This window comes from Streptococcus sp. LMAG:39, from assembly GCF_008680485.1.
Classification (GTDB): domain Bacteria; phylum Bacillota; class Bacilli; order Lactobacillales; family Streptococcaceae; genus Streptococcus; species Streptococcus pasteurianus.
Genome location: NZ_NALE01000001.1, coordinates 741762 through 762934, shown reverse-complemented (window position 1 = coordinate 762934; position 21173 = coordinate 741762). Strand labels below are relative to the sequence as shown.

Annotated in this window: 27 protein-coding genes, 4 pseudogenes and 1 riboswitch; of the genes and pseudogenes, 29 read left to right on the top strand and 2 right to left on the bottom strand. The window is 36.7% G+C overall.

The features are described from left to right. Positions 1-36: 36 nt before the first annotated feature. The 27 genes and pseudogenes from CCC20_RS03720 (at position 37) to yidD (ending at position 15126) form a co-directional block, all read left to right on the top strand. On the top strand, positions 37-729 hold the full coding sequence (locus CCC20_RS03720) for a Bax inhibitor-1/YccA family protein (protein ID WP_003066158.1): 693 nt from the start codon (positions 37-39) through the stop codon (positions 727-729). Between the two features lie 127 nt (positions 730-856). Further along, the gene (locus CCC20_RS03715) at positions 857-2101 is read left to right on the top strand and encodes a diaminopimelate decarboxylase (protein ID WP_003066153.1); all 1245 of its coding nucleotides are present in this window, start codon (positions 857-859) and stop codon (positions 2099-2101) included. Between the two features lie 328 nt (positions 2102-2429). Then, the gene (locus CCC20_RS03710) at positions 2430-2630 is read left to right on the top strand and encodes a hypothetical protein (protein ID WP_003066150.1); all 201 of its coding nucleotides are present in this window, start codon (positions 2430-2432) and stop codon (positions 2628-2630) included. A 315-nt stretch (positions 2631-2945) separates the two neighbouring features. Next, a complete protein-coding gene (locus CCC20_RS03700) occupies positions 2946-3485 on the top strand; it encodes a DUF1697 domain-containing protein (RefSeq protein ID WP_003066148.1) in 540 nt (179 codons plus the stop codon). A gap of 151 nt (positions 3486-3636) precedes the next feature. Continuing rightward, positions 3637-3879 (top strand): DUF961 family protein, encoded by a 243-nt coding sequence (locus CCC20_RS03695; RefSeq protein ID WP_472926573.1) that lies wholly within the window; start codon positions 3637-3639, stop codon positions 3877-3879. Positions 3880-3971: 92 nt separating this feature from the next. After that, a complete protein-coding gene (locus CCC20_RS03690) occupies positions 3972-4292 on the top strand; it encodes a TfoX/Sxy family protein (RefSeq protein ID WP_003019339.1) in 321 nt (106 codons plus the stop codon). A gap of 109 nt (positions 4293-4401) precedes the next feature. Then, positions 4402-4695 (top strand): annotated as a pseudogene (locus tag CCC20_RS03685) (YdcP family protein); the annotation flags it as partial. A 100-nt stretch (positions 4696-4795) separates the two neighbouring features. After that, positions 4796-5413 carry a DNA alkylation repair protein gene (locus tag CCC20_RS03680; protein ID WP_287179228.1) on the top strand — a complete coding sequence of 206 codons (618 nt, stop codon included), beginning with the start codon at positions 4796-4798 and terminating at the stop codon, positions 5411-5413. A gap of 207 nt (positions 5414-5620) precedes the next feature. Beyond that, positions 5621-5878: a DUF3781 domain-containing protein gene (locus tag CCC20_RS03675; RefSeq protein ID WP_002305255.1), complete on the top strand. Its 258-nt coding sequence runs from the start codon at positions 5621-5623 to the stop codon at positions 5876-5878. Then, entirely contained in the window at positions 5875-6345 is a 471-nt protein-coding gene (locus tag CCC20_RS03670) for a GyrI-like domain-containing protein (RefSeq protein ID WP_003066134.1), read from the top strand. The genes CCC20_RS03675 and CCC20_RS03670 overlap by 4 nt, the downstream gene beginning before the upstream one ends. 92 nt (positions 6346-6437) lie before the next feature. Further along, a complete protein-coding gene (locus CCC20_RS03665; protein ID WP_003066132.1) occupies positions 6438-6746 on the top strand; it encodes a hypothetical protein in 309 nt (102 codons plus the stop codon). A gap of 2 nt (positions 6747-6748) precedes the next feature. Further along, positions 6749-6970 (top strand): annotated as a pseudogene (locus CCC20_RS03660) (replication initiation factor domain-containing protein); the annotation flags it as partial. A 39-nt stretch (positions 6971-7009) separates the two neighbouring features. Beyond that, positions 7010-7117, top strand: coding sequence for a DUF3789 domain-containing protein (locus tag CCC20_RS03655; protein WP_353733552.1), 108 nt, complete (start codon positions 7010-7012; stop codon positions 7115-7117). Then, positions 7118-7339: a hypothetical protein gene (locus tag CCC20_RS03650; RefSeq protein WP_002317729.1), complete on the top strand. Its 222-nt coding sequence runs from the start codon at positions 7118-7120 to the stop codon at positions 7337-7339. 76 nt (positions 7340-7415) lie between these two features. Next, positions 7416-7901 carry a hypothetical protein gene (locus tag CCC20_RS03645; RefSeq protein WP_003066119.1) on the top strand — a complete coding sequence of 162 codons (486 nt, stop codon included), beginning with the start codon at positions 7416-7418 and terminating at the stop codon, positions 7899-7901. Positions 7902-7969: 68 nt separating this feature from the next. Beyond that, positions 7970-8149, top strand: a pseudogene (locus tag CCC20_RS03640) (hypothetical protein); the annotation flags it as partial. 178 nt (positions 8150-8327) lie between these two features. After that, a pseudogene (locus CCC20_RS11470) lies at positions 8328-8555 on the top strand (site-specific integrase); the annotation flags it as partial. Between the two features lie 219 nt (positions 8556-8774). Further along, positions 8775-9017: a YneF family protein gene (locus CCC20_RS03630; protein ID WP_013852176.1), complete on the top strand. Its 243-nt coding sequence runs from the start codon at positions 8775-8777 to the stop codon at positions 9015-9017. A gap of 172 nt (positions 9018-9189) precedes the next feature. Beyond that, positions 9190-9999, top strand: a complete 810-nt coding sequence (racE, locus tag CCC20_RS03625) for a glutamate racemase (protein ID WP_003066111.1) — start codon at positions 9190-9192, stop codon at positions 9997-9999. A gap of 17 nt (positions 10000-10016) precedes the next feature. Further along, positions 10017-11033: a nucleoside-triphosphate diphosphatase gene (locus CCC20_RS03620; protein ID WP_003066110.1), complete on the top strand. Its 1017-nt coding sequence runs from the start codon at positions 10017-10019 to the stop codon at positions 11031-11033. Further along, positions 11015-11536 (top strand): metallophosphoesterase, encoded by a 522-nt coding sequence (locus tag CCC20_RS03615; protein ID WP_003066108.1) that lies wholly within the window; start codon positions 11015-11017, stop codon positions 11534-11536. The genes CCC20_RS03620 and CCC20_RS03615 overlap by 19 nt, the downstream gene beginning before the upstream one ends. Next, the gene (gene cbpB, locus CCC20_RS03610; RefSeq protein WP_003066106.1) at positions 11533-12000 is read left to right on the top strand and encodes a cyclic-di-AMP-binding protein CbpB; all 468 of its coding nucleotides are present in this window, start codon (positions 11533-11535) and stop codon (positions 11998-12000) included. Before CCC20_RS03615 ends, cbpB begins: the two co-directional genes overlap by 4 nt. After that, positions 11993-12733 carry a site-specific tyrosine recombinase XerD gene (gene xerD, locus CCC20_RS03605; RefSeq protein WP_003066102.1) on the top strand — a complete coding sequence of 247 codons (741 nt, stop codon included), beginning with the start codon at positions 11993-11995 and terminating at the stop codon, positions 12731-12733. Before cbpB ends, xerD begins: the two co-directional genes overlap by 8 nt. Beyond that, a complete protein-coding gene (locus CCC20_RS03600) occupies positions 12733-13437 on the top strand; it encodes a segregation/condensation protein A (RefSeq protein ID WP_003066099.1) in 705 nt (234 codons plus the stop codon). Before xerD ends, CCC20_RS03600 begins: the two co-directional genes overlap by 1 nt. A 55-nt stretch (positions 13438-13492) precedes the next feature. Beyond that, positions 13493-14059, top strand: a complete 567-nt coding sequence (scpB, locus tag CCC20_RS03595) for an SMC-Scp complex subunit ScpB (protein ID WP_013852175.1) — start codon at positions 13493-13495, stop codon at positions 14057-14059. A gap of 81 nt (positions 14060-14140) precedes the next feature. Then, on the top strand, positions 14141-14866 hold the full coding sequence (locus CCC20_RS03590; RefSeq protein ID WP_013852174.1) for a pseudouridine synthase: 726 nt from the start codon (positions 14141-14143) through the stop codon (positions 14864-14866). Further along, positions 14866-15126, top strand: coding sequence for a membrane protein insertion efficiency factor YidD (yidD, locus tag CCC20_RS03585; RefSeq protein WP_012962401.1), 261 nt, complete (start codon positions 14866-14868; stop codon positions 15124-15126). Before CCC20_RS03590 ends, yidD begins: the two co-directional genes overlap by 1 nt. Before the next feature lie 20 nt (positions 15127-15146). Here yidD and CCC20_RS03580 read toward each other — a convergent pair whose 3' ends face one another. Then, entirely contained in the window at positions 15147-16586 is a 1440-nt protein-coding gene (locus CCC20_RS03580) for a TrkH family potassium uptake protein (RefSeq protein WP_009854793.1), read from the bottom strand. A gap of 3 nt (positions 16587-16589) precedes the next feature. After that, positions 16590-17939: a Trk system potassium transporter TrkA gene (gene trkA, locus CCC20_RS03575; protein WP_013852173.1), complete on the bottom strand. Its 1350-nt coding sequence runs from the start codon at positions 17937-17939 to the stop codon at positions 16590-16592. Positions 17940-18196: 257 nt separating this feature from the next. On the opposite strand from trkA, the gene kimA reads away from it, so the two are divergent. Both kimA and CCC20_RS03565 read left to right on the top strand, forming a co-directional pair. Then, a complete protein-coding gene (gene kimA, locus CCC20_RS03570) occupies positions 18197-20044 on the top strand; it encodes a potassium transporter KimA (RefSeq protein WP_013852172.1) in 1848 nt (615 codons plus the stop codon). Between the two features lie 295 nt (positions 20045-20339). Next, a complete protein-coding gene (locus tag CCC20_RS03565; protein ID WP_003066084.1) occupies positions 20340-20885 on the top strand; it encodes a tRNA (cytidine(34)-2'-O)-methyltransferase in 546 nt (181 codons plus the stop codon). Between the two features lie 95 nt (positions 20886-20980). Next, positions 20981-21151: riboswitch (FMN riboswitch) on the top strand. Positions 21152-21173: the final 22 nt, after the last annotated feature.

Here is a 21173-nt window from a genome sequence, read left to right as displayed (position 1 = left end):
TTAGAAGGATTTTCTAATAGTAAGAGAGGAGATTTCATGAATCATAACGATGTTATTTACACACAGACAGATAGTGCACTGAATCGTTTCTTTGCCAAGATTTACGGTTTGGTCGGAGTTGGAATTGGGTTATCAGCTTTGGTATCGTTTTTGATGCTATATGTGTTTACTGATAACATGATTAATATTATTGTTTACCATCCATTTGTTTATTATGTTGCTATCTTTTTAGAGCTTGCTTTGGTTTTCTTAGCTAGTAATGCTGCTCGTAAAAATACGCCTGCTGCTCTGCCGTTGTTTCTATTTTATTCGGCATTAAATGGCTTTACGCTTAGTTTTGTTATTGTGGCATATACGCAAGCAACGGTTGTTCAAGCCTTTGTTTCATCAGCTTTAGTCTTTGGTGTTATGGCTGTTATCGGAACTTTTGTTAAAAAAGATTTGTCTGGAATGGCTAAGGCACTTATGGCAGGGTTGATTGGTATAATTATTGCTAGTTTGGTCAATATGTTTATTGGTTCAGGCACAATGAGTTATATCATTAGTATCATTTCAGTTTTGATTTTCTCTGGTTTGATTGCTTATGATAATCAAATGATTAAACGTGTTTATGAGAGCACTGGTGGTAATGTTGGTGATGGTTGGGCAATTTCAATGGCCTTAAGTCTTTACCTTGATTTTATTAACTTGTTCTTGAGTTTGCTTCGTATTTTTGGAAATGACGATTAATATGATGAAAAGGAGTTGGTGCAGTTCAATCTGTATCGGCTTCTTTTATTTTTAGGGGATTTCCATTGGTGATTTTGGCGCTTTGTGTTATAATAGTCCTAATATTTTGAAAATTCGAGGGATAAATATGAAAACACCTTTTATTTCAGCTGAAGAGCTCCAAAAAATTACTGATGCATTTCCAACGCCATTTCATCTTTATGATGAAATGGGTATTCGTGAAAAAGCTCGCGCCTTAAACAAAGCTTTTGCTTGGAATAAGGGGTTCAAGGAGTATTTTGCGGTTAAGGCAACACCGACACCTGCGATTTTGAAGATTCTTCAAGAGGAAGATTGTGGTGTAGATTGTGCGACAGAAGTGGAATTATTGATGAGTCACAAGCTTGGTTTTACCGATATTATGTTTTCATCGAACGATACTCCTGCGCGTGAATTTAGATATGCTAAAGAAATCGGAGCAACGATTAATCTTGATGCTTATGAGCATATTGCTTTCTTGAAAGAAGCGGCTGGGCTTCCTGAAACCGTTTCGCTTCGTTACAATCCAGGAGGTGTTTTTGCTCTTGGAACAGATATTATGGATAACCCCGAAGAATCTAAATTTGGGATGACTAAAGCCCAATTGATTCAAGGGTTCAAAGATTTGAAGGCAGAAGGCGTCAAAAACTTTGGTATTCATTCATTTCTTGCTTCAAATACAGTCACAAATGATTACTATCCTGAATTGGCGCGTCAATTATTTGAATTGGCAGTTGAGGTTAAAGAAAAAACAGGTGTAGCTGTCAGCTTTATCAATTTGTCTGGTGGTGTTGGGGTCAACTATCGTCCCGAACAAGAACCAAATGACATTGCTGTGATTGGTAAAGGCGTTCATCGTGTCTTTGATGAGGTGTTGATTCCAGCTGGACTTGGTGATGTCAAAATATTTACCGAACTTGGTCGCTTTATGTTGGCGCCGCATGGTTTACTTGTAACCAAAGTTCGTCATCGTAAACAAACTTATCGAACTTATATTGGAGTCGATGCGTCAGCAGTTAACCTGATGCGCCCTGCCATGTATGATGCTTATCATCATATCACTAACGTGTCTAATCCTAATGGCAAACTTGAAGTGGTTGACGTTGTCGGCTCACTTTGTGAAAACAATGATAAATTTGCAAAACAGCGTGAATTGCCAGAAGCGCGTGTTGGTGATACGCTTGTGGTTCATGATACTGGTGCGCATGGTTTTTCAATGGGCTATCAGTATAATGGTCGCCTACGTTCAGCCGAAATCCTTTACCAAGAAGACGGTGGTGCTCGCTTAATCCGCCGTGCAGAAACACCAGAAGATTATTTCGCAACTATCGAAGGATTTGATTTCGATAACTAACATACCACCATAAAGCACTCGCTTGTGCAATCAAAGTATTGATTAGCATAAAGCGGGTGTTTTTTAGTTAAAAATATAATAAAAATCTGATTATCCGCTAAAACACAGTATCTATCAGCATTTTCAAGGAAATAAATACATCAACTTACTACTTATTTACTACCATTGAATGAGCCTTGATACGCAAAGTTTTCCTAGATATGGTACAGCATATCAGTATTGAAACAGGAAAAATTGAATAACTCATAGACTATGGAATACCTAAAATGACGTTCCATCTCTATTTTATTACCCAAAATGAAAGTAGCATTAGATTTATGAAAAAATATTGAAACGATTGTGTGCGGGCGTACTTGCCCTAGCGACTGTCGTTACCACCTTATCGAGTACATCTGTTCATGCGGAAAGTAAACAATACTGGGCGCAATCCAATGAGCGTGTCTCTATCGTTGAAAAAATAATGAATGACGATTTGGAGGTAATGACTGACACAGTCTATAAAGGAATTATCCGCGCTAGCAGGATATAAAATGACCTATCCATTGACAATCAAAGCTGGCGAAAAGTATTTTAAGTACGAATAAAAGGTAAAACTTGCCAATCCAGTAGCCGATACGGTATCAGGAAAAAACTATACGGGTGCAGATGTGGACTGGTATGTAAAGGCAGAGGATATTGTGTTGAAGAATAAAGGCAATCAAAACGCAGGCAATCCACAGAACCATACACCGCAGGGACAGACGAAAAAATAGGCTTAGTGAATAGATTTTCATTGTAGCGGATATGTGGAACTGTTATAATATGGAATGAAAACAAATTAAATTCATGTAAAGGTAGTGGTGTTATGAAAAGGTATATTGCATTTCTTCGAGGTATAAATATCAGCGGAAAAAATAAAATTTCAATGGCAGAACTAAAAAAGAATTTTGAAGAACTTGGTTTCGAGGAAGTTAAAACATACCTAAATAGTGGCAATGTGATTTTTTTGAGTGATGAAGAAAATATAGGAAAATTAACAATTCAAATTGAAACCATGATAAAGGAATATTTTGGATTTGATATCCCTATCTTTTGTATGTCCAAAGAAGAACTTGAAAATATTTTACAAAATGCTCCTGATTGGTGGGGCAACGAAAATAAAGAAATTTATGACAATTTGATTTTTATTATGCCCCCTGCCACGTTTTCTGATGTTTTCAATGAAATTGGAGAACCGAAAGAAGAATTAGAAAAGATAAGAAATTATAAAGATGTTATTTTCTGGTCTTTTAGTCGAAAGGATTATCAAAAAACAAATTGGTGGTCTAAGACAGCAAGTACAAATATTAGTGGAAAGCTGACAATAAGAACAGCAAATACAGTTAGAAAACTAGCTAAAATGTAATTACTTTTTTACCACAGTTTATATTTCATATCCATACACGCAAAGCAGTTAGTCTGAGGATTGACTGCTTTTTTCGTACCCAGAAAGGAGTGATTGATTTATGCGTATGATTTTGGAATAAAGGACACCGAGTCCCCAGCTTAAAAAGCGTATCTATGATTTGAAGTGCAGTCTGCATGGTGGAATTATCCCCGTGTCTGTACCGCCAGAAGTGCCGTTAAGGGAATTTCCCTACAATGCAGTCGTGGAGCTTGTCAATCCCGCAGCCGATACAGTATCAAGAAAAACTTTTACTGGTGCTGATGTAGACAGGTATGTAAAGGCAGAGGATATTGTATTGAAGAATAAAGGCAATCCACAGAATAATAACACGCAGGAACAGGCCAAAAAATAAGCCAACATCTTATATTTTTATTGTAGCGGATATATGGAACTGTTATAATATGGATATGAAGAAACGAGCAAATTTGAATTTGAGGTGGAAATATGGCATCAAGCAAGGAATATTTAGAGTTTATTTTAGGGCAGTTATCTGAGTTAGAAGAAATTACTTATCGAGCTATGATGGGAGAATTTATTATCTATTATCGTGGCAAGATTGTAGGTGGTATCTATGATGATAGATTGCTTGTTAAACCAGTGAAATCGGCAATTAGTTATATGCCGACAGCTCCGTATGAATTACCCTATGAGGGAGCAAAAGAAATGTTGTTGGTAGATGAAGTTGATAATAAGGAATTTTTAGCAGGATTATTTAATGCTATGTATGATGAGTTACCAAATTCAAAACCGAAAAAGAAGAAATAATAAACGCCCAGTTTGAAAACTTTATATCCATACACACAAAGCAGTTAGTCTTAGGATTGACTGTTTTTTCATACCCAGAAAGGAGTGATTGATTTATGTGCATGATTTGGAACAAAGGACATCGAGTACCCAGCTTAAAAAGCGTATCTATGATTTGAAGTGCAGTCTGCATGGTGGAATTATCCCCGTATCTGTACCGCCAGAAGTGCCGTTAAGGGAATTTCCGTACAATGCAGTCGTGGAGCTTGTCAATCCCGCAGCCGATACAGTATCAAGAAAAACTTTTACTGGTGCTGATGTAGACAGGTATGTAAAGGCAGAGGATATTGTATTGAAGAATAAAGGCAACCAGAACGCAGGTAATCCACAGAACTCTACACCGCAGGGACAGCCGAAAAAATAAACTTACGAAATAGATTTTCATTGTAGCGGATATATGGAACTGTTATAATATGGATATGAAGAAACGGACAAATTAGAATTTGGTGAGGAGATGAGGCTGTTTGAAAAAATATATTGCTACTTTAGAAAAAGAATTTTCTTTAATAGAAAATGGGTTCAAAGAGGAAGAAAAAAGAGCTTTTTTAGATTATAAATCCAATGATAGTGAACATAGTAAAACATTGGCATTTTTAGCCTATAAGTCTGATGTGTATCAAGTAAGAATGTACGGCGTATTTCTTTTTGGTTATTTATCAGAAGATGAAAATATTTTAGAATTTATGAGAGATGAGGTTTCGCATGACGATAATTGGAGAGTTCAAGAAGTTTTAGCAAAGGCGTTTGATGAATTTTGCAAGAAAACAGGATATAAACAGGCACTTCCAATTATAGATGAATGGTTAAAAAGTAGTAATCCTAATACAAGGAGAGCTGTTACAGAGGGATTGAGAATATGGACAAGTAGACCATATTTCAAAGAAAATCCGAATGAAGCTATTAAAAGAATTTCCGGCTTAAAAGAGGATACAAGTGAATATGTTAGAAAATCAGTTGGGAACGCTTTAAGGGATATTAGTAAGAAGTTCCCAGAGTTAATTAGAATTGAACTTGATAGCTGGCACTTAGAAACTAAAGAAATTAAACAAGTTTACAAGCTTGCAAGTAAATTGATTGTATGACAAATTCCAGTTTGACAATTTCATATCCATACACACAAAGCAGTTAGTCTTAGGATTGACTGCTTTTTTCGTACCTAGAAAGGAGTGATGAAAAGATGTGCTGTTAGAACTTTTTAATAAGATTATCGGAGCATAAAATTTTATTGTGGTACTGATATGCGAATGTTATAATTGGGATATAAAACATACAAATAAATTTGCTGAAAAATGAGGTATCAAAATATGGAAAATGAATTACTGGAAAACTTAGGAAGACTTCACACAACTGAACTTGGCGTTATTAGAATTAAAAAGAACTTATCTTTGAATGTAGAAAATGTAATTGAATGGTGCAAAGAAAAAATTAGCCTTTCTAATGCGGAAATCACAAGAAAAGGAAAAAACTGGTATATAACGATTGATAATTGTATTATAACGGTAAATGCGTACAGTTATACCGTTATCACTGCTCACAAGGTAAAATGATAAATTTTTCTATAAAGGAATTAAACGCATTTGCAGTTATTGGGCAAGAAGTAGAACTGACTAATTATCAAAAAAAGAATATTCAGATTAGTACACAGTTTTGGAGAAAGTTTAACAGTAGTTTGAAAAAAGCGTATCTTTCACAATCGGGAAATTGGGTAAAATATGCTTTTATGGAAAGAAGAAATGGAAAACTTTATTATTTCTGTTCTATTCCCCAAAGAACCATTACCCCAGAGGGCTTTCTGTATAAAGAAATACCGTCTTATAAATATTTGGTTGTGGAGCATATTGGTGCTATGGATAAAATATATGAAACTTATGGCAAGATTTATCAAGAAATTATTCCTAGTACATCGTATATTCCTATAAAAGATATTATCCTACACTTTGAAAAATACGATTATCGTTTTCATTGGAATAGTGATAATTCAGTTATTGAAATTTGGATACCTATTCAAGATTGAAAGCAATTTCATATCCATACACAAAGCAGTTGGTCTTAGGATTGACTGCTTTTTTCATATCCAGAAAGGAGTGATTGATTTATGCGTAAGATTTGGAACAAAGGACATCGTATCAGAGCCAGCGACAAGCACCTTGTTTACCACTTTTCCATAGGGACGCTTCTGTTTGTATTCGTGGCGGTTCTATTGCTATTGAATATAAAACAGCTCATGCGTACCGATTGGGAGCATTTCGGCTTGTTAGAAAACGGCTTGACGCTTTCCCCTTACAACTTTATAACGATACTGATAGCGACTGGTGTTTGTACATTGGTCGCTTTTCTGTATTATCGCTTCTGCTACGACAGTTTCAAGAAGCTCCTACACTGTCAAAAGCTGGCAAGAATGGTACTGGAAAATAAATAGTATGAAACTGACGACAAAGCCAGAGCCTTACACCTTAGACCGCACATTGCGTTGGGTACAACGGCAGGTAGCACCGACCTTGAAAATGCTGAAAAAGATTGATAAGGGAAACGGTACAGACTACATGGAAACAATCGAAAAGCAGGCAACCTTGAGTGAAAAACATAAAATGATAATCAAACAGCAGACGACCCCTGCAAAAGATTTAGTGGAAAGTTAGGAGTGATAAAAAATGTGGGAATTAGGAAAAGACTTCCTGTTGGTATCTATGGGAATGGGTATCGGCGTAGTCTTGATGTGTATTTTGAGTGTTGGCAAAGAAGCTGACTATAAAATGAAACAATTAAAAGAAAGCGAGGACAATTAAATGAATTTCGGGCAAAATTTGTATCAATGGTTTTTAAGCAACGCACAGAGCCTAGTGCTTATGGCGATTGTGGTTATCGGTATCTACTTAGGGTTCAAACGTGAATTTTCAAAGCTCATTGGCTTCTTGGTAGTTGCCCTTGTCGCAGTCGGCTTGGTATTCAACGCTGGCGGTGTGAAAGATGTACTGTTAGAGCTGTTCAATAAGATTATTGGTGCGTAAAACCTTATTGTAGTGTTTATATAGGGCTGATATAATTGAAATATCTTAATAAAATATCAAAGGAGAAACCTATTTTATGAGCCAAAATTTTCAATATACTAAACAATTCAATTTTTTTACTGATAAAGAAATTGAAGAACAGTTAAAGAAGTCTGATTATAAACACTTGTATAAATGGTTTGATACTGACATACCCAATGATAATCCAAAGCTAATTAGACCTAGCAATAATTTTGAAAATAAACTTGCTGACGAGAGAATATATTATTTTGCATATATAAAATTTTTCAAAATGGACAATCAATTATATGGGATTGTTGCAGGAAAAACAAAGTCTAAATTAGTTAATAGAACTTCTGATGTGAATTTTACAAAAAATTTGAAATATGCTCCTAAAACAAAATGGAACGCAAAAGAATTTCTTGTTCTAAATAACCTTGAATGGGAAAAAAGTAAAATTTTAGTAATTATTCCAAAACAAACAGAGATTGGGTTAAAAGAGAAAGAAGCAAAACAAATAGAAAATTGGTTGCAAAAAGAATTTAATTTGTTCGGTAGTTGATATTGAAAGCAGTTAGTCTTAGGATTGACTGCTTTTTTCTTACCTAAATTTCAGATTGGAGTGATGAAATGAATGATATTTTTAAGGATATGCAGGCAAAAGTCGGCTGTGATTATATTTCTGACCTGCCCTCTTACAAACGTAAGGTATGGCAGGAAATGAAACGACTGAACCCTGCCGATTATGAAGAAAAGCAGTTGGAAGATTTTTCAAAGTATGTGTTTGGTATGTCGTACCAGACCTTAAAAAGACACATGCTGGGAAGCGTGATGGTATATCATTGAGGGAAAAAGAAGCACAGATAAAAAGCGGAACGATGGTATCGACACAGTCAGCGGTAAAATGGCAGTCTGCCAGCTCTATGACAAGAAGAACAGTCAAGGAAAGAATATCAAGAGGACTACTGAAAAATGACCCGTTGGATATGAGGGGCTGGTGCGAGAACTGATTAACAAGTATCACATGGACAAGTTACTGAACATCACACCACATTTATTCCGACATACTTACTGTACAAATATGACAAACAGAGGAATGAACTCAAAAACTCTCCAATATCTCATGGGACACGCTAACATAACCATGACACTTGGCTGTGACGCACACGGTACATTTCAGTCTGAAAAAGTGGAGCTGAAAAGACTGGCTTGTTAATATCGGAGCTTATATATACTACTCATTTACTACTTTTGGTTGCATTTTCATGCTGGTAAATGCCAGCTTATCAACTTATGAAAAGATAATCAGAAATTTAGTAAGCTTTTTAGTTAAAAAGACTTACAATTCATTTGACAAAAACCATTCAAGAATTTGTAAACTCTTTCTATTTTTGCTATAATGAGTGTTGTAGAAAAACTTAGGAGAAAATTATTCATGACAACATTTCTTTGGATTTTGTTAGTTTTGGTTGCCCTTCTTGGCGGCCTTGTTGGTGGCGTTTTTATTGCTCGTAAACAGTTTGAAAAGGAAATTGGTGAACACCCACGTTTGACGCCTGAAGCGATCCGTGAAATGATGAGCCAAATGGGTCAAAAACCTAGCGAAGCTAAGATTCAACAAACTTATCGTAACATTATCAAACAATCAAAAGCAGCTGCAACCAAAGCTAAAAAATAATCTTTAAGCTTTGGTTTGAAAAAATAATTGTCAATTGCTGTGATTGGTGTCGTTGATATTCCAAAAAGTCAGTCTTTTGGCTAAGATTTTCGAGCACAGAGCTCAGAAATGAATGACTCAGTTGGCTCACCAACTGAGTTTTTTCTAAGTCCATGATTAGAAAGAAGATTCTATGGATAATAGACCAATTGGTTTTTTAGATTCTGGAGTTGGTGGCTTAACAGTTGTACGTGAGTTAATGCGTCAGCTGCCACATGAAGAAATTGTATATATTGGAGATTCTGCTAGAGCACCGTACGGTCCTAGACCTGCTGAACAGATTCGCGAATACACTTGGGAATTGGTTAATTTTCTCTTGACACAAAATGTTAAGATGATTGTATTTGCTTGCAATACTGCAACAGCAGTCGCTTGGGAAGCAGTTAAGGAAAAACTGGATATTCCTGTTTTGGGAGTTATTTTGCCAGGTTCTAGCGCAGCCATTAAATCAACTCGCAATGGAAAAATCGGTGTGATTGGAACGCCGATGACAATCAAGTCGGATATTTATCATCAAAAAATAAAATCATTGGCACCGCAAATGAACGTTACAAGCCTCTCTTGTCCTAAATTTGCTCCTCTTGTAGAATCTAACGAAATGACATCAAGTGTTGCTAAAAAAGTTGTTTATGAAACGTTAGCACCGCTTGTTGGTAAAGTCGATACATTAGTGCTCGGATGTACACACTATCCTTTACTTCGTCCGATTATTCAAAACGTAATGGGACCGAATGTCAAACTTATTGATAGTGGGGCTGAATGTATTCGTGATGTATCGGTTTTGTTAAATTACTTTGAAATTAATCGCAGTCGCACACAAGATGATGTGACTCATGCGTTTTACACAACAGCAAGTAGCCAGAGTTTCAAAGAAATTGCTGTGAATTGGCTTGCTAAAGATATTGATGTGCAACACGTCGATTTGAAAAAGCTGAACAAATAGAAATAGGATTGTAATAAATGACTGATAAAATTTATGAGTATAAAGATGCGGAAAATTGGTTTCTTGGTGAATGGGGCGGATTTAATGCCATTTCAGGTTTAGGAAATGTTTGCGATGATGCCGTGTATGAATTAAGTCAACAACTGGCTAAATTGAACACAAGCAAGTGTTGTGGCAATTGCCACGGAGATTGTCATTCCGATGATAGAAATGGTTATAATGTGACTGTTGTGAAAAAATCATCAGATTTTCAATTGATTCGTTTTGTCGCTGATATGATTAATCAAGAAACAAATCGCAAGCTTGAAGTGACACAACGTGCGGGAGCAGTGATTGTTACGGAAGCTGAACAATTGCTCTTGGTTCATTTGCCAGAAAACGGTGTTGAAGCAGCGGCTTTCTTTGGACAAACTTCTGAAGCTGACTTTGGTGATACGATTTTGATTGCAACACGTAATGAAGGCAAGACCAAAGAATTCCGTAAGATGTTTGAAAAAATCGGTATCAAGGTTGAAAATCTTAATGATTATCCTGATTTACCAGAAGTTGAAGAAACTGGCATGAGCTTTGAGGAAAATGCACGTTTGAAAGCTGAAACCATTTCAAAATTGATAGGAAAAATGGTCTTGGCAGATGATTCAGGATTGAAGGTTGATGCTCTTGGCGGACTTCCTGGGGTTTGGTCAGCTCGTTTTTCTGGACCAGATGCGACAGATGAATCAAATAACGCCAAACTACTTCATGAGCTGGCTATGGTATTTGACCATAAAGACCGTTCTGCACAATTCCATACTACTTTGGTGGTTGCAGCACCAGACAAAGACAGTTTAGTTGTTGAAGCTGACTGGCCAGGCTATATTGCAATGGAAGCAAAAGGCGATAATGGCTTTGGCTATGACCCATTGTTTATGGTCGGTGAAACTGGACGTCACGCAGCTGAATTGACTGCTGAAGAAAAAAATAATATTTCGCACAGAGGATTGGCTGTTAAGAAATTAATGGAGGCATTCCCAGTATGGCAAACAAAACAATAATTGTAATGAGTGACTCTCATGGCGACCGTGAGATTATCAATGATATTAAGACAAAATACCAAGGGGAAGTAGATGCTATTTTCCACAATGGTGATTCTGAATTGCCAAGTTCGGACACGATTTGGGAAGGTATCAAGGTGGTTCGTGGTAACTGTGACTATGACAATGGTTATCCTGAAAGATTAATCACTTATCTCGGTGATGTTGTTGTGGCACAAACACATGGTCATCTTTATAATATTAATTTTACGTGGGATAGATTGGATTTATTTGCCCAAGAAGCGGATGCTGATATTTGCCTTTATGGTCATCTACATCGTCCAGCAGCTTGGCGCAATGGCAAAACAATCTTTATCAACCCAGGTAGTGTTTTACAACCACGTGGTGATGTGAAAGAAAAACTCTATGCCAAAATTGACATTACTGATGATAAGATTAAGGTAAATTATTACACACGTAATCACGACCTTTTCCATGTACTTTCTAAGGAATTTGACAGATGATAGCAAAAGAATTTGAAGAGTTTCTTCTCAGTCATTTGGAACATTATTTGATTCCAGCAGAGGATTTAGCTATTTTTATTGATACTCATAATTCTGACCATGCTATGCTTTTATTAGCTAACAATGGTTATTCGCGTGTTCCGGTTATTACTAAAGAGAAAAAATATGTTGGAACCATTAGCATTGCGGATATTATGTCTTATCAAGCCAAAAATCAGTTGACAGACTGGGAATTAGCTCAAACAGATATTGGTAAAATGGTAAATACTAAAATGGAAACGATTAGTGAAACGTCAAATTTGACGGATATTATGCATCTTTTGGTAGATTATCCATTTTTACCTGTTTTAGATAAAAATGACCAGTTTTTGGGCATTATTACTCGTAAATCGATTCTAAAGGCGGTGAATAGCCTTTTACACGATTTCACTGATTATTACACGATTACTCCGAAAGATGATTGATTTTATCCAAGATTTTATTGATAGCAAGCCCTTATCTGAAAATACAAAGAATGCCTATTTTTATGATTTGCAACAATTCGTTGAAGCTATTGATGGCAAAGTTAGCAAAGAAAAGCTGGCATTGTATGAACACTCTTTGTCACTTTTAAAAGCTTCGGCTAAAAAACGAAAAATTTCAGCGGTCAATCAGTTTCTGTATTTTTTATATGAAACAGACCGACTGGACCATTTTTACAAGTTGAGTAATAAAGAGAAAATCACAACAAAACCAGTTGAACTGGCGCTTTTGGATTATCGTTCTTTTTATCAGGAAACGAATTGTCAAACAGGGCAGCTAATTGCGCTTTTGATGATTGAGCTTGGTTTATCACCAAGTGACATTCAACAGTTAAAAATTGCTGATTTTGATTTGACTTTTGCTGTTTTGCGCGTGCAAAGAGCAGGCTTAGTGAGGGTTTTAGAGCTTCCTGAAAAATTATTGCCTTATGTGGCAGCAAGTTTTTCAGAGAATCAGCTTTATCTTTTTGACAATCAAGGACAACCTTATTCACGTCAATGGTTTTTCAATCAACTAAAATCATTTTTAGCAACCTTGGATTTAGATTACTTATCTGCGCAGGCAATTCGCAAGCAGTACATTTTGCATCAAAAAGCAGCAGGTAAATCAATATTGGAGGTTAGTCGTAATCTGGGCCTTAAAAGTCCAGTGACTTTAGAGAAATTTTATAAATAATGGATATTAAGTTAAAAGATTTTGAAGGTCCTCTTGATTTGCTTTTGCATTTGGTTTCAAAGTACCAAATGGATATTTATGATGTGCCGATTGTAGAAGTTATTGAGCAATATTTGGCTTATATTTCAACCTTGCAAGCCATGAAATTGGAAGTGGCTGGTGAATATATGGTTATGGCAAGTCAGCTGATGTTGATTAAAAGCCGTAAGCTTTTGCCAAAAGTTGTCGAGGCAGAGCCAGAAGAAAATGACCCTGAACAAGAATTGCTGACCCAAATTGAGGAATATCGCCGCTTTAAAGCGATTAGTGAGGAACTGTCAGCGCAGCACGACGAACGTGCTAAATTTTATTCAAAACCAAAGCAAGAATTAATTTTTGAAGATGCTGTGTTAACACACGATAAGACGGTCATGGATTTGTTCTTATCGTTTTCGCATGTCATGGCTGAAAAACAAAAAGAATTAAAAAATAGCAATACAGTTATCGAACGTGATGATTATCGCATTGAGGACATGATGACAATCATTGTGGAACGTCTTAATGCGACAAAAAAACTAGTGCTGACAACCGTTTTTCGTGAATGCCAGACACTTCCTGAAATGATTACCATTTTTTTGGCAACCTTGGAATTAATCAAAGTTCACGAAGTTGAGGTTGAACAAGAAAAAAATTTTGGTGACATTGTTTTACGAAGTGTTAGCTAAGCTGTCAAATCTTGTAGAAGGCATTTAGCAAAAGAAGATTAAGAAAGGAAGTTACATGAACTATTTAGCTCAGATTGAAGCCCTCCTTTTTGTGGCAGGTGAAGAGGGATTGAGCTTGCGACATTTGGCTAGTATGGTTAATTTAACACCGACAGCTCTCCAACAACAATTGGAAAAATTAGCCCAAAAATATGAAGTAGATGAGACATCAAGCCTCTGTCTGATTGAAACCGCAGGTAATTATAAAATTGTAACGAAGGAAATCTTTGCTGGCTTACTACGAGAGTTTGCTAAAGCACCTGTCAACCAAAGTTTATCACGTGCGAGTTTAGAAGTTTTGTCCATTATTGCTTATAAACAACCTATTACACGTATTGAAGTTGATGATATTCGTGGGGTGAATTCAAGCAGCGCTATTAGCAAATTGATGGCTTTGGGACTGATTACAGAAGCAGGGAAAAAAGAAGTTATTGGTCGTCCAAATCTATATGCGACAACTGATTATTTCTTAGATTTCATGGGCATTAACGACTTGAGTGAATTAATCGACGTTTCCAATATTGAGTTGGTCGATGAGGAAATGACCCTTTTTGATAATTCTGGCTTGCCTGAAGAAGGTTAGACAGTCGCTAAAAATAACGAAATACTGTAAAATAACAATAAAATCAATTGGTATTTTATAGCATGTAGTAAAGGAAAGAGAATGAGAATTAATAAATATATTGCCCATGCGGGAGTTGCTAGTCGTCGAAAAGCTGAGGAGCTTATCAAAAAAGGCTTGATAACGATTAATGGTAAGGTGGTTACAGAACTAGCAACAACGGTCAAATCTGGCGATGTTGTTGAGGTTGAGGGCTCACCGATTTATAATGAGGAAAAGGTTTATTATCTTCTTAATAAGCCTCGTGGTGTTATTTCAAGTGTTTCAGATGAAAAAGGTCGTAAAACAGTTGTTGATTTGCTGCCAAATGTTACCGAACGCATTTATCCTGTTGGACGTTTGGACTGGGATACAACTGGGCTTTTGATTTTGACTAATGATGGTGATTTTACAGATGAAATGATTCACCCACGTAATGAAATTGACAAAGTCTATTTGGCGCGTGTTAAAGGCATTGCAACGAAGGAAAACTTGCGCCCATTGACACGTGGTGTGGAGATTGATGGTAAAAAGACAAAACCAGCACGCTACAATATTGTCAAAGTTGACCCTGAAAAAAATCGTTCAGTCGTTGAGTTAACTATCCACGAAGGACGCAATCATCAAGTCAAGAAAATGTTTGAATCTGTTGGACTTTTGGTGGATAAATTGTCTCGTACACAGTTTGGAACGCTTGATTTGGCAGGACTTCGTCCAGGCGAATCACGTCGTCTCAACAAAAAGGAAATCAGTCAATTGCATAATCTGGCTGTCAATAAACAAAAATGATGAAAAAAAGTCTTATTGCTCTTGTGAAATGGTATCAAAAACGGATTTCACCCATGTCACCGCCGTCATGTCGCTATCGCCCAACGTGTTCTAATTACATGATTGGCGCGATTGAAAAGCATGGTTTAAAAGGTGTTTTAATGGGAATTGCACGTATTCTACGTTGTCATCCATTTGTGACAGGTGGTGATGACCCAGTTCCAGACTATTTTACGCTTCGACGCAATAAAGATTTTCGCACAAAGAAAGAGGAAGGCTAAAGCTTTCCTCTTTTCGTTATTTAATATTTTGACCAAGTTCTTGGAATGAAGAGTAGTAACATTGGGTAAATTTCCAAACGCCCAGCAATCATAGCAAAAGACATGATTAATTTTGAAAATGGGCTAAAGATAGCAAATGTATCACTAGTACCAAGCATTGGTCCGATATTATTGAAGGTTGAAGCAGCAGCGCTGACAACGACCATAAAGTTATTACTATCTAACGATAAGATTAAAATGAGTCCAACCAACAGTGTGATGTAGAGTGAAAAATACTTCAAGACACCACGTTGCGTTTCTTTGTCAAGTGGTTGATGATTGACATGGAGAGTCATAATGCGATTAGGGTAAAGCGTTGATAAAACTTGATTTCTTGAGATTTTGGTTAAAATCAATGCTCGCATAACTTTGAGCCCACCAGCCGTAGAACCAGCCGAGCCACCGATAACCATCAGAATGAGCAGGATAACTTGAGAAAAGAGCGGCCAGACGGTTAAATCAGTAATTCCGAATCCTGTTGTCGTAATTACATTAGCAACTTCAAATAGTGCATTTTCCAATCCTTTACCAGCACTTGCATATAGCCCACCAACATTGAGCCAAATAAGCGCCGTAGCAATGACAATGATGCCGATATATGTTCTTAGTTCTTCATCTTTAAAGAATGCTTTGAATTTACGAAGGAGTAGGAAATAATACAAGTTGAAGTTGATTCCGAAAAGAAGAACAGCAACAGAGACAATATTGGTAATGAGTGAGCTGTTATAGTGAGCAATCGAATCATTATAAACAGCGAAGCCACCAGTACCTGCACAGCCCATGGCTGTAACGATACTATCATATATTGGCATGCCGGCTATTTTTAAAATAATAGCAAGTACAACGAACATTGTCAGGTAAATAATGTATAAAATCTGTGCCGTTTCTTTTAATTTGGAAACCACTTTACCAAAAACAGGTCCAGGGACTTCAGCTCGCATGACTTCGAGGTGGCTATTTTTACTATTTTCCATAATGGCTAGCGCGAAAACAAGCACTCCCATACCACCGATTAAGTGGGCGAAACTTCGCCAAAAAAGAAGTGAGTGCGTTAAGACGCTGACATCAGGTAAAATGGTTGCTCCCGTTGTTGTAAATCCTGAGCTCATTTCAAAGAAGGCATCGATGATGCTTGGAATTTGCCCAGATAAGACAAAAGGCAGTGCTCCGAAGAAAGACCAGAGTATCCAACAAAGAGCGACAATCAATAACCCTTCCTTGGTATAAATGTGGTAATTTTTAGGCTTGAAAGCAGACCCCAGCAAACCAAGAATAAGAAGGATACCAATTGTAATGCCAATACTGTTGAGCACACGCAATGGCTCACTATAAATAATGGCGACCAACATTGGTACAAGTAGAAGTGCCGCTTCAATTAAGAGTAATTTTGAAAGGAGGTAACGAACCATACTTCTATTCATAACTTACCTCGCTAACAAATCATAAATGCGTGTGATGTTTTTCAAGAAGGTAACAACGACAATTTTATCACCAACTTGTAGAACATCTTCACCTGTAGGATAGATTGTTTTTCCTTTGCGGATGATGGCAGCAATCAAAATATTATCTCTGAATTTCAATGATGATAGGCTCTTACCAGCCATTTTATTGGATTCACGAATTTCAAATTGCAAGGATTCAATGCGTCCGTTGGCAATATGGTGCATGGCATCAAGGTTTGAATCTTGTGCATTAACACGTCCGCGAATGAAGTGCATCATGGTATCAACAGCGATACTTTTTGGTGTGACAATACTTGAGAATTGACTGGTATCAATAATCTCAAGCAAACTTGTACGGTTGACTTTGGTAATATTTTTTTGCACTCCCAAGGTTTCAAGGAACATTGAAGTGATGATATTTTCTTCGTCAACTCCTGTCAAGGTAGCAACAGCATCAAAGTTTTCAACGCTTTCTTCCAATAACACACTTTTGGCAGTACCATCACCTTGAACAACATGTACATCAGGAAACTCTTGGCTAAACAGTTCAGCACGTTCCTGATTGTTTTCAATCACTTTAAGATTGATTCTTGTATGTTTTAAGATGTTGAGGAGATAGTATGCGATTCGTCCTGCGCCGATAATCATCAGATTTTTAATGATTTTGGTTTTGACAAAGTTGTGGAAGAGAATCATTTCCACACGATTTCCTGTGACAAAAATCTTATCTCCCGTTTTGAGAATGGCATCACCATCTGGAATAATCAGCTTACCTTGGCGTTCAATGGCACAGATGACAATATTGCCAAATTTCTTTCGGAATTGGCTAAGTGTCATTTGACAAAGCTTACTGCCGTCAGCAATCATAAATTCCATTAACATGACGCGACCGTTGACAAAGTGTTCTACGGAAAGTGCATTTGGAAAATCAACTGAGTTGGCAATGTAGCGAGCTGTTAGCAACTCTGGATTGACAACAAGTGAAAAACCAAGAAAGTCTTTATCTTTAAAATAGGCGTTAGAGTATTCTGGATTGCGCACACGAACAACGGTTTCTTTAGCTCCCATTTTTTTAGCCAAAACAGCTGAAATCATATTGACTTCATCTTTGGCAGTTAGGGCGATAAAGATATCACAGTTGCTAACATCTGCTTGTTCGAGAATTTTAAAATTGGCTCCGTTACCAACAATCCCCATAATATCTTGACGTTTGGTGATGTTTTTTAAAACGGATTCTTTCTCTTCAATTAAGACAACATCGTGTTTTTCTTCAACAAGGGAGCGACAAAGTGCGGTACCAACCTTACCTCCGCCGACAACAATTATTTTCATTCTTACCTCCGAAATGTATCACCCCTATAATACTCTTTTTTTTCTAAAAATACTAGCTATTTAATCATTTGTAACCCCTTTCTTTATAGAGCTGTTTTCCTATTTAAAAAGAATGGTTGAGATAGATTCTGTATTTTTGAAAAATTTACAGAAGGTAACATTGATTGTTAAAATTATATAACATTTTTACAAAATACTTGCTAAATGAGAAGGGGAGAATTATAATAAATCGTTATCTAATTTTAGGGAGAATTTCAATGCTTGAAAAGTTAAGAAATGTTTTTATCGGTAATCCATTAAAATCAGCTGGCGAGTCTGATGAAGAACATTTATTGTCTAAATCACAAGCGTTAGCGATGTTATCGAGCGATGCTCTTTCATCTATTGCCTATGGACCAGAACAAGTTATCTTAGTTTTAACAACGATTTCTGCGGCAGCTATTTGGTGGTCTCTACCGATTGGATTATTGGTTTTGGTATTGTTAGCTAGTTTGACAATTTCTTACCAACAAGTTATTCACGCCTATCCAAAAGGTGGCGGAGCATATATGGTTTCGACTGAAAATCTATCGCCAAGCATGGGCTTGATAGCTGGTGGTAGTCTTTTGGTTGATTACATGTTGACGGTAGCAGTATCCGTAGCATCTGGTGCCGATGCAATTACATCAGCTTTTCCTGCTATTAAAGAATTTAATCTGGAAATTTCTATTGTATTGGTTCTAATTTTGATGTTTATGAATTTGCGTGGTTTGCGTGAATCAGCGACCTCGCTGATGATTCCAGTTTACCTTTTCATTGTCAGCATCCTTTTCTTAATTGGCTACGGAGGCATTCAAATTGCAACGGGGCACCTTGCTTATAGTGCAACAGCACATGTTGGCAAAGTTGTTCCTGGGGTGTCGTTGATTCTTTTACTAAGAGCTTTCACAAGCGGTTCGGCTTCCCTTACTGGTGTTGAAGCTATTTCAAATGCGGTGCCATTTTTCAAAAAGCCTAAAGAAAAAAATGCTGCTGGTACGCTTGCTATCATGTCAATCATTTTAGGTGTTATGTTTGCAGGTATCACTTTCTTAAACTATTGGTTGGGCATTTTGCCAACAGCACATGTGACTGTTTTGGCGCAAATTGCTCAAAAGGTCTTTGGAGATTCAGCAATTGGAAACGCACTTTTCTATATTTTCCAGTTGTCAACAGCACTTATCTTAGCCGTAGCTGCTAATACTGGTTTTTCAGCCTTTCCAATGTTATCTTTCAACATGGCTAAAAATAAATACATGCCACATCTTTTCATGGAAAAAGGAGCCCGTTTAGGCTATTCTAATGGAATTATTACCTTGGCAGGCGGAGCAATTGTTTTGCTCTGTATTTTCAATGGATCAACAGAACGTCTTATCCCACTTTATACAATTGGTGTTTTTATTCCATTTGCTCTTTCACAAACTGGTATGGTCATCCATTGGAAACGCAAATTTGGTAAAGGGTATTTGAAACATTCGCTTGCTAATATTTTAGGAGCAATCATTTGTTATCTGATTATCTTGATTTTATTGATTTTTAGAATCGGTGAAATCTGGCCATTCTTCCCAATTATTGTGGTCTTGATGATTCTATTTTATTCAATTAAGAGCCATTATAATAATGTTGCCATGCAGTTACGTTTAACAGACGATGTCAAAAATATTCATTACGACGGCAATACGGTTTTGATTTTAGTTGGGAATATCACACAAGCAAGTATTCGTGCCATTAATTACGCCAAAAGTATCGGTCAAACCGTTGTTGCTATGCATGTTTCAACGTTAGAAACCCGTGAAAAAGATTTGGAAATTGAACAAGAATTTAAAACCTATTTCCCAGACGTAACGTTTGTCAATATCGAATCAAACTACCGTGATGTTGTGAAACCAACAATGTCATTCGTTCAAAAAATGAATCGGGAAGCTAAGAAAAACAACCATACCATGACGGTAATTATTCCAAAATTCATTCCAAAACACAGTTGGCAAAATATTCTTCACAACCAAATGAGCTTACGCTTGCGTGCTCGCCTACGCTGGTATGAAGATATTATCATCGCAACGTATTCTTATCATTTGAAAAAATAAATACATAAAGCCCTGAATTTCAGGGTTTTTTAAAAAAAATGAAATAAAAAGTATTGAAACCGTTATTTTTAGGAAAAGAGTCAAAAAATCTTGAAAAAATACGCAAAAACATCACAAAATCATGTCAAATGCGTTGACTTTAGGTATTAAAGTGTTATAATAAATATCAAGAATTCGTTAGTTTAAATCAAACCTGTTATGATTTAAGTTAATGAATCGCCGCCAACCACATTGTTTGCTGAGCTTGACTCCGAGCAGTGTGGTTTATTTTTATGTCGAAATGAAAGGGTAAGTTATGAATATTGAAGAGCTTGACTATCACGAAGAACCGAATAAAGCGACGAATCATATTGTTCTTTTTCAACCACAAATTCCACAAAATACAGGAAATATTGCCAGAACTTGCGCTGCGACAAACGCTCCTTTGCACATTATTCGTCCAATGGGATTCCCAATTGATGACCGTAAAATGAAACGCGCGGGGTTGGATTATTGGGAAAAACTTGATGTGACATTTTATGATAGTTTGGATGAATTTATGGAAAAATGCGATGGTGAGGTTCATTTGATTAGTAAATTTGCCAACAAAGTGTATTCTGATGAAAATTATAACGACGGGAAGCACCATTATTTTCTTTTTGGGCGTGAAGATAAAGGTTTGCCAGAAGAATTTATGCGAGCTAATCCTGAAAAAGCTCTTCGCATTCCGATGAATGATGAACACGTTCGTAGCCTAAACTTATCAAATACTGTTTGTATGATTGTTTATGAAGCTCTTCGTCAGCAAGCTTTTCCGAATTTAGAATTAAGTCATACTTACGCACACGATAAATTAAAATAATTCATATGAAAGCAGTCAAAATGGCTGTTTTTTTGATAATGGCAAGGTTTTTGTGCGAAAAATATTGCATGAATGCTGTTTTTTTGCTATTCTAGAATTGTCTTCAGGGCAGGGTGTAATTCCCGACCGGCGGTAATAATTGCTGAAAATTTTCAACAACTTAGTTTGGTAAGAGAACGAGAGTGATTTAAGTCCGCGAGCTGCAGGGCAGCTGATCTGGTGCGATTCCAGAACCGACAGTATAGTCTGGATGGGAGAAGACTAAGAGTTTGGCTATGCTGTTTTTGT